At 66.5% G+C, this 11,643-nt stretch carries 12 protein-coding genes and 1 pseudogene; 10 read left to right on the plus strand and 3 right to left on the minus strand.

From position 1 onward, the window contains the following. Positions 1-9 precede the first annotated feature (9 nt). Positions 10-1,203 (minus strand): pyridoxal phosphate-dependent aminotransferase, encoded by a 1,194-nt coding sequence (locus tag D7Y61_RS21935; protein ID WP_180869306.1) that lies wholly within the window; start codon positions 1,201-1,203, stop codon positions 10-12. A gap of 143 nt (positions 1,204-1,346) precedes the next feature. On the opposite strand from D7Y61_RS21935, the gene D7Y61_RS21940 reads away from it, so the two are divergent. The 9 genes from D7Y61_RS21940 to hslU all read left to right on the plus strand — a co-directional run bounded on the left by D7Y61_RS21940 (position 1,347) and on the right by hslU (position 9,080). Further along, a complete protein-coding gene (locus D7Y61_RS21940; RefSeq protein ID WP_180869307.1) occupies positions 1,347-3,458 on the plus strand; it encodes a S9 family peptidase in 2,112 nt (703 codons plus the stop codon). Positions 3,459-3,512: 54 nt separating this feature from the next. Further along, entirely contained in the window at positions 3,513-3,938 is a 426-nt protein-coding gene (locus D7Y61_RS21945; protein ID WP_180869309.1) for a YbaN family protein, read from the plus strand. Between the two features lie 69 nt (positions 3,939-4,007). Next, the gene (gene lptM / locus D7Y61_RS21950) at positions 4,008-4,280 is read left to right on the plus strand and encodes an LPS translocon maturation chaperone LptM (RefSeq protein ID WP_180869311.1); all 273 of its coding nucleotides are present in this window, start codon (positions 4,008-4,010) and stop codon (positions 4,278-4,280) included. Then, positions 4,273-5,124, plus strand: a complete 852-nt coding sequence (gene dapF, locus D7Y61_RS21955) for a diaminopimelate epimerase (RefSeq protein WP_180869313.1) — start codon at positions 4,273-4,275, stop codon at positions 5,122-5,124. The genes lptM and dapF overlap by 8 nt, the downstream gene beginning before the upstream one ends. After that, on the plus strand, positions 5,121-5,795 hold the full coding sequence (locus D7Y61_RS21960; RefSeq protein WP_180869314.1) for a DUF484 family protein: 675 nt from the start codon (positions 5,121-5,123) through the stop codon (positions 5,793-5,795). Before dapF ends, D7Y61_RS21960 begins: the two co-directional genes overlap by 4 nt. Positions 5,796-5,808: 13 nt before the next feature. Continuing rightward, on the plus strand, positions 5,809-6,699 hold the full coding sequence (gene xerC, locus D7Y61_RS21965) for a tyrosine recombinase XerC (protein WP_180869316.1): 891 nt from the start codon (positions 5,809-5,811) through the stop codon (positions 6,697-6,699). A gap of 77 nt (positions 6,700-6,776) precedes the next feature. Further along, positions 6,777-6,977 carry a DUF3079 domain-containing protein gene (locus D7Y61_RS21970; RefSeq protein WP_180869318.1) on the plus strand — a complete coding sequence of 67 codons (201 nt, stop codon included), beginning with the start codon at positions 6,777-6,779 and terminating at the stop codon, positions 6,975-6,977. A gap of 74 nt (positions 6,978-7,051) precedes the next feature. Further along, complete coding sequence (gene hslV / locus D7Y61_RS21975) at positions 7,052-7,603, plus strand: ATP-dependent protease subunit HslV (RefSeq protein WP_005411093.1); 552 nt, start codon at positions 7,052-7,054, stop codon at positions 7,601-7,603. A 103-nt stretch (positions 7,604-7,706) separates the two neighbouring features. Then, complete coding sequence (hslU, locus tag D7Y61_RS21980) at positions 7,707-9,080, plus strand: ATP-dependent protease ATPase subunit HslU (RefSeq protein WP_180869320.1); 1,374 nt, start codon at positions 7,707-7,709, stop codon at positions 9,078-9,080. Positions 9,081-9,134: 54 nt separating this feature from the next. On the opposite strand, the gene D7Y61_RS21985 is transcribed toward hslU, so the two are convergent. Further along, a complete protein-coding gene (locus D7Y61_RS21985; RefSeq protein ID WP_180869322.1) occupies positions 9,135-10,127 on the minus strand; it encodes a Gfo/Idh/MocA family protein in 993 nt (330 codons plus the stop codon). A 45-nt stretch (positions 10,128-10,172) separates the two neighbouring features. Further along, positions 10,173-10,832, minus strand: coding sequence for an efflux transporter SmeDEF transcriptional repressor SmeT (gene smeT / locus D7Y61_RS21990; RefSeq protein WP_032129009.1), 660 nt, complete (start codon positions 10,830-10,832; stop codon positions 10,173-10,175). A 227-nt stretch (positions 10,833-11,059) separates the two neighbouring features. Between smeT and smeD the strand changes: the two are divergent. Beyond that, positions 11,060-11,643 (plus strand): annotated as a pseudogene (gene smeD / locus D7Y61_RS21995) (multidrug efflux RND transporter periplasmic adaptor subunit SmeD); the annotation flags it as partial.

The following is an 11,643-nucleotide window of genomic DNA, read 5'->3' on the forward strand; positions in this document are numbered from 1 at the left end:
SCACTACCGTCAACGTGATCCCTGCCAGCGCTTCAACCCACGCGCAATCCGCTCCACCGCCTCCTGCAACCGCGGCACTTCCTGCGTATACGCCAGACGCACGTGCTGGTTCGCACGGTGGAAGCCGAAATCCAGGCCCGGGGTGAACGCCACGTGCTCGGTTTCCAGGAAGTGCGCGCAGAACGCCTGCGCATCATCAGTGAAGGCGCTCACATCGGCATACAGGTAGAACGCGCCCTGCGGCTCCACCTCGATGCGGAAGCCCAGTTCGCGCAGCGCGGGCAGCAGGAAATCACGGCGTTGGCGGAACGCTTCACGGCGCTGTTCGAAGATCGCCATCGACTCCTCGCTGAAGCAGGCGAGTGCGGCGTGCTGGGCAATGCTCGACGCGCTGATGTACAGGTTCTGCGCCAGCTTCTCCAGGTCCGGCACCGCTGCTGGCGGTGCCACCAGCCAGCCCAGCCGCCAGCCGGTCATGCCGAAGTACTTGGAGAAACTGTTCAGCACGAACGCGCTGTCATCCACCTGCAGCACGCTGGGCGCATCCAGCCCGTAGGTCAGGCCGTGGTAGATCTCGTCCACCACCAGGTGGCCGCCGCGCGCATGCAGGGTCGTCGACAGTGCTGCCAGTTCGTCGGCCGACAGCACGGTGCCGGTGGGATTGGCCGGCGAGGCCACCAGTGCGCCGACACTGTCAGCGTTCCAGTGCTGTTGCACCAGCGATGGGGTGAGTTGATAGGCGGTCTCCGGCCCGACCGGTACCAGCTGCGCGCCGCCTTCAACGAGACGCAGGAAGTGGCGGTTGCACGGATAGCCTGGGTCAGCCAGCAGCCAATGGCGGCCGGGATCGACCAGCAGGCTGCTGGCCAGCAGCAGCGCACCGGAGCCGCCGGGGGTGACCAGGATGCGTTCGGGATCGATGTCCAGACCGTAGTGGCTGCGATAGAAACCGCTGATGGCCTGGCGCAGGGCCGGCAGGCCACGTGCGGCGGTGTAGCGGGTATGGCCGGCGGCCAATGCGGCCTGGCCGGCACGCACGACCGGTTCGGCCGTGGTGAAGTCCGGTTCGCCGATTTCCAGGTGGATCACATCGTGGCCGGCCTGTTCCAGCGCCTGCGCACGGGCCAGCAGGGACATCACGTGGAACGGAGCGATTTCATGGCTGCGCCGGCTGTAGCCCGGCGTGTGGGGCAGGGTACTCATGTGGCCATGGTACGCCGGTCGGCATGACCCATGACGATCCGCAGGGTTGCCGCATTGCCGGGATTGGGGTCATATCCCTTTTCGGGAAAAGGGATATGACCCCGTCGAAGACCATTGCATTGATGCACCTGGAGCCATATTTGATGAAATCCACCCTCTGCCTGTTGCTTGCGAGCCTGATGACCACCACCGCTACCGCCGCCACGCCGCCCGTTCCGCCGGATGCCGCCAAGCACCCGCATGTGGTCAAGGCGCCGTTCGGCGCGACCCGTAACGACGACTACTACTGGCTGCGCGACGACAAGCGTGAGAACAAGGACATGCTGGCCTACCTGCAGGCCGAGAATGCCTACGCCGACCAGCTGCTGGCGCCGCTCAAACCGCTGGAAGACACGCTGTACAAGGAGATCGTCGGCCGCATCAAGCAGGACGATTCCAGCGTGCCGGCGCGCGAGCGCGGCTACTGGTACTACAGCCGTTTCGAGACCGGCCAGGACTACCCGATCCATGCGCGCCGCAAGGGCAGCATGGACGCGGCCGAAGAGATCCTGCTGGACGTCAACGCGATGGCCGCCGGCAAGGGCTATTTCAGCGTCGGCTCGATGGAAGTGAGCCAGGACAACCAGCTGCTGGCCTGGGCCGATGATGATGTGGGCCGCCGCCAGTACACGATCCGCTTCAAGGACCTGGCCACCGGCAAGGTGCTGCCCGACGTGATCACCGGCAGTTCCGGCGACCTGGTCTGGGCCGACGACAACCGCACCGTGCTGTACGTGGAAAACGACCCGGAAACACTGCTGACCGTGCGCGTGAAGAAGCATGTGCTGGGCACCCCGGCCAGCGCCGACACCGTGGTCTACGAAGAGAAGGACGACAGCTTCTACATGGGCATCGGCCGCACCCGCGACGATCGCTTCATCACCATCGGCGTGCACAGCACGGTGTCTTCGGAAGAGCGCTATGCGCCGGCCAGCGATCCGACCACGTTCACCGTGCTGGCGCCGCGCCAGCGCGATGTGGAGTACGACGCCGACCACTACGACGGCCGCTGGGTGATCCGCACCAACGATGGTGCGAAGAACTTCAAACTGGTCACCGCGCCGACCGACACCACCTCGCGTGCGCAGTGGAAGGACTGGATCGCGCATGACGATGCGGTGTTCATCGAAGGCTTCGAACTGTTCGACAGCTACACCGCCATCGCCGAACGCTCCGAAGGCCTGGAACGCATCCGCCTGCTGTTCAAGGATGGCCGCAGCGACTACGTGAAGGCTGATGAGCCCGCGTACTCGATGGGGCTGGGAGACAACACCGAGGCCGATACGCCGTGGCTGCGCTACGTCTACACCTCGATGACCACCCCGACCACCGTGTTCGAACTGAACACCGCCACCGGCGAGCGCCGCCAGCTGAAGGTGCAGCCGGTGATCGGCTATGACGCGTCGAAGTATGAAACCGACCGCGTCTGGATCACCGCGCGCGATGGCGTGAAGGTGCCGGTGTCGCTGGTCTACCGCAAGGGCTACCAGAAGGATGGCAAGGGCGCGTTGTTCCAGTACGCCTATGGCAGCTACGGCATGTCGATGGACCCGTATTTCAACCAGACCGCGGTGAGCCTGCTCGACCGCGGCGTGGTGTATGCCATCGCCCACATCCGCGGTGGCCAGGAAATGGGCCGCGATTGGTACGAGAACGGCAAGCTGCTGCACAAGCAGAACACCTTCAACGACTTCATCGACGTCACCCGTGGCCTGGTGGCGCAGGGCTGGGCGGCGAAGGATCGCGTGGCGGCATCCGGAGGCAGTGCCGGTGGCCTGCTGATGGGCGCAGTGGCCAACCAGGCGCCGCAGGATTACCGCGTGATGGTGGCCCAGGTGCCGTTCGTCGACGTGGTCACCACCATGCTCGACCCGACCATTCCGTTGACCACCAACGAGTACGACGAGTGGGGCAACCCGGAACAGAAGTCGTACTACGACTACATGCTGTCCTACTCGCCCTACGACAACGTCAGGAAGCAGGCCTATCCGGCGCTGTTCGTGGGCACCGGCCTGTGGGATTCGCAGGTGCAGTACTGGGAGCCGGCCAAGTGGGTGGCTAAGCTGCGTGACGACAACACCGGCCAATACCCGATCCTGTTCCGCACCAACATGGAAGCCGGTCACGGCGGCAAGTCGGGGCGATTCCAGCGTTACCGCGAGCTGTCCGAGTCGTACGCGTTCGTGCTGCAGCAGTTGGGCATCGCCCAGCCGTGATCGCGACAGGGTGCCGGGCACTGTCCGGCACCCTGAACCGGTATCCTTGCGGCCATGAGCGCGCCAGATCCTTCCGCCCCTCGCGACGCCACCACGCCACCGCGTGTGGTGCGTTTCCGCTGGGCGTGGTGGTTGCTGGCGTACGTCAGCCTCGGCACCGGCATCGTCGGCATCTTCGTGCCGGGCCTGCCGACCACCGTATTCATCCTGATTTCGGCCTGGGCCGCTTCGCGCGGCTCCGAGCGCCTGCACACCTGGCTGCTGCAGCATCCGCGCTTCGGCCCGGCCATCGCCAACTGGCAGGCGCACGGGGCGGTCAGCCGCTATGGCAAGTGGATGGCCACGATCACCATGGCCGTGTGTGCCGGCATCATGCTGTGGTGCGTGCCGGTTGCCTGGGTGAAGTGGTTCTCCATCAGCAGCATGACGGTGGTGGCGATCTGGCTGTGGACCCGGCCGCTGCCGCCACCGGAGCGGTAGTGCCGGCCGCTGGCCGGCAAGCCGATCCCCTGCACCAACCGCTCAGCCGCCAATGGCTATACTCGGGGCATGAAGATCCCCCATCGAAACGCCATCCTGATTCCGCTGGCAGCGGCCTCGCTGCTGTTCCTCGCCGCCTGCGGCAACAAGGGCCCGCTGGTACTGCCGCAGAAGCCGGTGCCGGTGGAAGAAACCGTCGAACCGGTTGCCGAGCCGGCCACCGAGGCGACCCCGGCGCAGACCGAAGGCAACGGCACCCCGGCCACGACGGCGGACCCGGCCGCAACGACGCCTCCGCCGGCAACCGCACCGGCGAAGAAGGCGGGCGGCGGGAATGAGTAAGGGCGGTTCCAATGCCGTGCGTTTCAGCAAGATGCATGGCGCGGGCAATGATTTCGTAGTGATCGACCTGCGTGACGGCACCGCGCCGCCCACGCCTGAACTGGCCGCGCGCCTGGCGGACCGCCACACCGGCGTCGGCTGCGATCAGATCCTGACCATCGAAGCGCCGCGCGCGGAAGGCTCGGTGGCGTCGTACCGCATCTGGAATGCCGACGGCTCCAATTCCGAACAGTGCGGCAACGGCGCGCGCTGCATTGCCGCCTGGCTGGTGCGCGAAGGCAGTGCACAGGGGGACCGTTTCGTCATCGACAGTCCGTTGGCAAGCCATGACGTGGAGGTGCTGGGCGATGGCCAGTACGCGGTGACCATGGGTGTGCCCGCGTTCGAGCCGGCCAACGTGCCGCTGATGGGCTTTGCCCACGCACGCGAGGAGTACCTGCTGCCGTTGCAGGGTGAAAGCGTGCGATTTGCCGCGGTGTCGATGGGCAACCCGCATGCGGTGATCGAAGTGGGCCTGATCGATGCGGCACCGGTCGAGCGCGTCGGTGCGCTGCTGCAGCAGCATGCGTCGTTCCCGCGTTCGGTGAACGTGGGCTTCGCCCAGGTGATGGGCCCGGCACACGCACGTCTGCGTGTGAATGAGCGTGGTGTAGGCGAAACCCTGGCCTGCGGCAGCGGCGCCTGCGCAGCTGCGGTGACCCTGATGCAGCGCGGCCGCCTTCAGCGCGACGCACGCATCAGTCTGCCCGGTGGCGACCTGCGCATCCAGTGGCCGGGCGATGGCCAGCCGGTGGTGATGGCAGGCCCGACCGCATTCGTCTTCGAAGGGGAGTGGATCGCATGACTGAAACTGTCGACAAGCTCGGGGCCCACGAAGTCGCTGCCTGGTTGCGGCGTCATCCCGGTTTCCTCAAGCAGTTCCCGGACCTGGCCCTGACCCTGGTGGTGCCGCGTGACGATGGCCCGACCGCGTCGCTGGCCAGCTACCAGCTGGAAGTGCTGCGCGAGAAGAACCGCGAGCTGTCGCGACGGTTGGCGGATCTGGGCGCGACTGCCCAGGTCAACGAACGCCTGGCGGTGCGCACGCACCAGCTGACCCTGGCGTTGATGAAGCAGGACAACGCCGCCGACACCCTGCGTGCGATGGCTGCATCGCTGCAGGAAGATTTCGCCGGTGATCTGGTACGGCTGGTGGTGCATGCGCCGGTAGCTGGGCTGGAACAGGCCGACTGGCTGCAGGTGATCGCAGCCGATGATCCGCAGCTGGGCCCGTTCCGCGACTGCCTGAAGGACGGCGAACCGATCTGTGGCCGCCTGCAGCCGGAAAAGAACGCCGTGCTGTATGGCGTGCGCAGCGAGGAGGTGCAGACTACCGCACTGCTGCCGCTGCCGGGCGTGGGCCTGATCGCGGTCGGCAGCCACGACCCGAACCGCTTCTATCCGGGCATGGGCACGCTGTTCCTGCGGATGATGGGTGATGCGTTGGCCACCGGCCTGAAGCGCTTCCCGGGCTGAGCAGGACACGACGATGAGCGCGGTACAGGCCTTCCTGCAGCACCTGCAGGTGGAGCGGCGGATGTCGGCGCATACGCTCGATGCCTACCGCCGTGACCTGGATGCGTTGTCGGTCTGGGCCGAGCCGCGCGGAGTTGCGGTGGAGGCACTCGATGCCGAGGCGCTGCGCCAGTTTGTTGCCGATGAGCATCGCCGTGGCCTGTCGGCCAAGAGCCTGCAGCGCCGGTTGTCGGCGTGCCGCAGCTTCTACGCCTGGCTGCTCAAGCACGGGCGCATCGATGTCAGCCCAGCGGCGACGCTGAAGGCGCCACGTGCGCCGCGCCGGTTGCCGCAGGTGCTCGACGCCGACGAAGCTGTGCAGCTGGTCGAGCTTGAGCCGGAAGGCGAGCTGGGCCGTCGTGACCGCGCACTGCTGGAACTGTTCTATTCCTCTGGCCTGCGCCTGAGCGAAGTCTGCGCGCTGACCTGGCGTGACCTGGATTTCGACAGCGGCCTGGTCAACGTGCTGGGCAAGGGCAATCGCCAGCGCCGCGTGCCGTTCGGGCGGCCGGCGCGCGAGGCGCTGCAGGCGTGGCGTGCGGAAACTGGCGGTGGTCCGTCCACGCCTGTGTTCCCCGGCCGCAACGGGCCGATCAGCCAACGCGCGGTGCAGATCCGCATCCGCCAGCTGGCGCAGCGCCAGGGGCTGTTCAAGCACGTGCACCCGCACATGCTGCGGCACAGTTTCGCCAGCCATATCCTGGAATCGTCCGGTGACCTGCGCGGTGTGCAGGAACTGCTCGGCCACGCCGACATCGCCACCACCCAGATCTATACGCACCTCGACTTCCAGCACCTGGCCAAGGTCTACGACGCCGCACATCCGCGCGCCAAGCGCCGCAGCAAGGACGACAAGGCTGAATAGACCTCCCTTGATCTGGATCAGGGCAGTGCGGGCATTGCCGGCGCATCGTGGCCGCAGGCCACGAGGAAACCGCCTCCATGGCGAAGCCCATCCCGCTGCATCCCAGGCACCCCGAGCGAATCTGCTGGGGCTGCGACCGCTACTGTGCGGCTGACGCACTGGCCTGCGGCAACGGTTCCGGCCGCACCCAGCATCCGATCGAGACACAGGGCGAAGACTGGTACATCGCCTGGGGCATCGAGCCCAATCCGGACCGGCCGTCACATGCCAAGCGCTGAACGGTAGCCATCCGTGCAGGCTTGATCGCACCCGGCGCTGTCCCCATGTCCCGGGAACAGCTATCGGAGGCCGCATGGACCCCAGTCAGAATCCCAACGTTTTCCACGCCACCACCATCGTCTGCGTCCGTCGCGGCGAGCACGTGGCCATTGCCGGCGACGGCCAGGTCACGCTGGGCCACACCGTGATGAAGGGCAATGCGCGCAAGGTGCGCCGCCTCGGTCGTGACGGCCAGGTGCTGGCCGGCTTCGCCGGTGCCGCTGCCGATGCCTTCACCCTGTTCGAGCTGTTCGAGGCCAAGCTGGAAAAGCACGGCCAGCTGCAGCGCGCTGCGGTCGAACTGGCCAAGGATTGGCGCACCGAGCGCCGCCTCGGCAAGCTCGAGGCCCTGCTGGCGGTGGCCGACAAGGAAACCTCGCTGATCATCAGCGGCACCGGCGATGTGATCGAACCGGAGGACGGCATCATCGCCATCGGCTCGGGTGGTTCCTATGCGCTGTCGGCCGCACGCGCGTTGATGGCGCACACCGAACTGGATGCGCGCACCATCGCCAGCGAAGCGATCGGCATTGCTGGCGATATCTGCATCTACACCAACCGCAACGTGGTGGTCGAGGAGCTCTGAGGGTAGTGCCGGCCGCTGGCCGGCAATCTCGTGAGCCCCCGCACCCGTGCCTGGTTGCCGGCCAGCGGCCGGCACTACCGACAACGCATCCGTGAGCACAACCATGTCGAAGATCGAAGTTTCCTCCGCCACCATGACCCCGCGCGAGATCGTGCAGGAACTGGACCGGCACATCGTTGGCCAGCACGACGCCAAGCGCGCGGTGGCCATCGCCCTGCGCAACCGCTGGCGCCGCATGCAGCTGCCGGCGGAGCTGCGCAATGAAGTGATGCCGAAGAACATCCTGATGATCGGCCCGACCGGCGTCGGCAAGACCGAAATCGCGCGCCGCCTGGCCACGCTGGCCAACGCGCCGTTCGTGAAGGTTGAAGCCACCCGCTTCACCGAAGTCGGCTACGTCGGCAAGGACGTCGAGCAGATCATCCGTGACCTGGCCGATACCGCCGTCAAGCTCTATCGCGAACAGGCCAAGGTGCGCGTGCGCACCCAGGCCGAAGAGCGCGCCGAAGACCGCATCCTGGACGCGCTGCTGCCGCGTCGGAGCGGTGGCATTGGCTTCGATCCGGAAGTGGCGCGCAACGAGCCGTCGGCGCAGGACAACGAGACCCGCATCAAGTTCCGCAAGATGCTGCGCAACGGTGAGCTGGACGAGCGCGAGATCGAGCTCGACCTGGCCGCCAACGTCAGCATGGACATCATGACCCCGCCGGGCATGGAGGAGATGGGCCAGCAGCTGAAGTCGATGTTCGCCAACCTCGGCGGCGGCGCCAAGGCGCACAAGCGCACGCTGACCATCAAGGCCGCGCGTCCGCTGCTGATCGAGGAAGAGGCCGGCAAGCTGGTCAACGAGGACGACATCCGTACCGCGGCGATCGAGGCCTGCGAGCAGCACGGCATCGTCTTCATCGACGAGATCGACAAGGTCGCCAAGCGTGGTGACAACGTCGGTGGTGGCGACGTGTCGCGCGAAGGCGTGCAGCGCGACCTGCTGCCGCTGGTGGAAGGCTCCAACGTGTCGACCAAGTACGGCACGATCAAGACCGACCACATCCTGTTCATTGCTTCGGGTGCGTTCCACCTGGCCAAGCCCAGCGATCTGATTCCGGAGCTGCAGGGCCGCTTCCCGATCCGCGTGGAGCTGGGTGCGCTGAGCAAGGGTGATTTCGTGCGTATCCTGACCGAGCCGAAGGCCGCGCTGACCAAGCAGTACGAAGCGCTGCTGGCCACCGAAGGCGTCAAGGTCAGCTTCACTGCCGATGCTATTGATCGTCTGGCCGAGATCGCCTTCCAGGTGAACGAGCGCCAGGAGAACATCGGTGCCCGTCGCCTGCACACCGTACTGGAGCGCCTGTTGGATTCGCTCAGCTACGAGGCACCGGACCGCGACGGCGAAACCCTGGCCATCGACAGTGCTTATGTCGATGCGCACCTGGGTGAGCTGGTGCAGGACCCGGACCTGAGCCGCTACATCCTGTAATGCCCGACGCTGCAAAGCATGAGGCCGCCGAAAGGCGGCCTTCTTCTTTGGCAGTCAGCGCGAGTGCCGTGTGCGGTAGGCCTGCAGCACCTGGTCGATCACCGCGCTGGTGCGGGCGGCGCTGATGCCGTTCGATGGCGAGTGGCCGTTGCCGCGCAGCTCATCCACCAGAGTGGCGATCAACGGCTGCTGGATCGACGGCGGGTTCGGGATGTCGAACGCCTGCACGCCGGCCTCGGTCTCCAGAACCACCGGGATGTCCTCGAAGGTGGCAAAGCGCAGTTGTCCGCGATCGCCGGTGATTTCGATTTCATCCTGGCGGCGGAACGCGCAGAAACTCCATTGCGCGATGCCGTGCGCCCCCGTCCCGGTGCGGAAGCACATCGAGACGCTGTCCTCGGCGGCATACGCGCCTGCCTGCGAACTGGCCAAGCCACGCACATCGCTCAGCGGCCCCAGCAGATGATCGAGCAGGTCCAGGGTGTGCGAGCCCAGATCGACGAACAGGCCGCCGCCGGCGATCGCGGGGTTGGTCCGCCAGAAGTCCGGCGATGCAGCGTTCGCCGAATGTGGCCGGTGCAGGGTGGCGCGCACGCTGCGCGGCGTGCCGATCGTGCCGCTGTCCAGCAGCTGCTTCACCTGCGCGAAGCGGGGCAGGGCGCGGCGGTAGTAGGCCACGAACACCGGCACGCCGCTGCGCGCGCTGGCCTCCAGCACGCGTTCGCATTCCGCGTGATCCATGGCCATCGGCTTTTCTATGTAGACCGGCTTGCCTGCGGCAATCGCCTGCAACGCGTAGTGCATGTGCGTGGAGGGCGGCGTCGCAACGTAGATCGCGTTCACTTCCGGGTCGGCGATGAGTGCATCGGCGTCCGCGTACCAGCGGGGAATCGCATGGCGCCGCGCATAATCCTCGGCCAACGCCGCATTGCGGCGCATGACCGCCGCCACCCGTGAGCCCGGCGTGTTGGCCAGGGCCGGGCCGCTCTTCTTCTCGGTGACGCTGCCGCAGCCGATGAAGCCCCACACCACGTTGTCCAGGATCATGGGTCCGTCCTCAGATGAGTGTCGCGGTGGTGGCAGCAGCTCTACTCACGCTTCGGGCAGCGGCTCGGGCACCGTTCCGGGCACGAACACGCCTTCTTTCACGTAGGCGGCCAGGGTCATGTCCAGCGCAAGCATGCCGTCACGCTTGAGATCCATCAGTTCCGGTTCGACCATCGCGCCATGCAGTACGCCCAGCACAGTGGCGTGCAGCATGCGCGCGGCGATCTTCGGGTCCGCGCCTTCGCGCAGCTGGCCCAGGTCCTGGGCCCGGCGCAGGGCGCGCTCCATCCGGTCCAGCGCGTCGCGGAAGCCGGCCTGCTGCATTTCGGTCAGCACCTTGGTATCGGCCGAGGCGTCGCTGCGCAGCATGATCTCCATGGTCTTGCGCAGGCGTTCGTCCTCGGACAGCTCGATGAACGAGTGGATCATCACTGCGCGCAGGTCGTGCACCGGTGTGTCGCGCTGGTCGGTGGAGGTGCGCTCCAGTTCCTGCATGAAGGGCAGGTGCACCCGTTCGACGATCGCGGCCAGCACCTCGCTCTTGTTCTTGAAGTGCCAGTACACCGCGCCACGGGTATAGCCGGCGCGGGCACCGATCATCTCCAGCGTGGTACGGGCCACGCCGTGTTCATGGAAGCAGGCTTCGGCGGCGTCAAGGATGCCTTCCCGGGTTGCCTGGGTGTCCTCTTTGGTCTTGCGGGCCATGGGTGTGGGTACGAGTGCGGGTGAAACGTGGCTGAATTGTACCGGTTTACAAACAAACAAGCATGTATGTATATTTCGCACCCATCATTCCCGTCGTGTGCGTGGCAGGCCCGTCCGGCTCCCACTCCACCCGGGTGGGCGCTGTTCGCACGGTCTTCACCTTCGCTGGTGGAGGGTCCGCCGTATCAGCGCTGGCTGAGACCCTTTCCTTCAAGAGCCTTTCCGTCATGTTGCTGAGCCGAATCCGACCCTTTGCACTGTCGCTGGCAATCGCCGCGACCGTGGCTGCCTGCGGCGGCCAACCCCAGGCCCCCGAACAGGGCCCGGGTGACGTCACCGTGGTCACGCTGAAGTCCGAGACCGTGGGCCTGACCCGCGAGCTGCCGGGCCGTACCAACGCCTTCCTGGTCGCCGAAGTGCGTCCGCAGGTCAACGGCATCGTCGCCAAGCGCCTGTTCACCGAGGGCGGCATGGTCAAGGCTGGCGAGCCGCTGTACCAGATCGAGGACGCCAGCTACCGCGCACAGGCCAACAGTGCCCGTGCCCAGCTGGCGCGTGCCGAGGCCACCGCCAACGCCGCGCGCCTGAGCGCCAAGCGCATCACCGAGCTGGCCAAGGTCGATGCGGTCAGCCAGCAGGACCTGGAAAACGCGGTGGCCGCGCAGAAGCAGGCCGAGGCTGACGTTGGTGCCGCCAAGGCCGCGCTGGATGCGGCCAACGTCACTCTGGGATACGCCCGCATCACCGCGCCGATCAGCGGCCGCATCGGCAAGTCCAGCGTCACCCAGGGTGCGCTGGTCAGCGCCGGCCA

Origin of the sequence: Stenotrophomonas maltophilia (assembly GCF_013464485.1) — a bacterium.
GTDB lineage: Bacteria > Pseudomonadota > Gammaproteobacteria > Xanthomonadales > Xanthomonadaceae > Stenotrophomonas > Stenotrophomonas maltophilia_AW.

What these genes read in the sequence shown, in the direction of transcription:
- smeT (WP_032129009.1), bottom strand. Translation starts at nt 10,832, where the DNA reads ATGGCCCGCAAGACCAAAGAGGACACCCAGGCAACCCGGGAAGGCATC.
- xerC (WP_180869316.1), top strand. Translation starts at nt 5,809, where the DNA reads ATGAGCGCGGTACAGGCCTTCCTGCAGCACCTGCAGGTGGAGCGGCGG.
- dapF (WP_180869313.1), top strand. Translation starts at nt 4,273, where the DNA reads ATGAGTAAGGGCGGTTCCAATGCCGTGCGTTTCAGCAAGATGCATGGC.
- D7Y61_RS21970 (WP_180869318.1), top strand. Translation starts at nt 6,777, where the DNA reads ATGGCGAAGCCCATCCCGCTGCATCCCAGGCACCCCGAGCGAATCTGC.
- hslV (WP_005411093.1), top strand. Translation starts at nt 7,052, where the DNA reads ATGGACCCCAGTCAGAATCCCAACGTTTTCCACGCCACCACCATCGTC.
- D7Y61_RS21960 (WP_180869314.1), top strand. Translation starts at nt 5,121, where the DNA reads ATGACTGAAACTGTCGACAAGCTCGGGGCCCACGAAGTCGCTGCCTGG.
- hslU (WP_180869320.1), top strand. Translation starts at nt 7,707, where the DNA reads ATGTCGAAGATCGAAGTTTCCTCCGCCACCATGACCCCGCGCGAGATC.
- D7Y61_RS21935 (WP_180869306.1), bottom strand. Translation starts at nt 1,203, where the DNA reads ATGAGTACCCTGCCCCACACGCCGGGCTACAGCCGGCGCAGCCATGAA.
- D7Y61_RS21985 (WP_180869322.1), bottom strand. Translation starts at nt 10,127, where the DNA reads ATGATCCTGGACAACGTGGTGTGGGGCTTCATCGGCTGCGGCAGCGTC.
- lptM (WP_180869311.1), top strand. Translation starts at nt 4,008, where the DNA reads ATGAAGATCCCCCATCGAAACGCCATCCTGATTCCGCTGGCAGCGGCC.
- D7Y61_RS21940 (WP_180869307.1), top strand. Translation starts at nt 1,347, where the DNA reads ATGAAATCCACCCTCTGCCTGTTGCTTGCGAGCCTGATGACCACCACC.
- D7Y61_RS21945 (WP_180869309.1), top strand. Translation starts at nt 3,513, where the DNA reads ATGAGCGCGCCAGATCCTTCCGCCCCTCGCGACGCCACCACGCCACCG.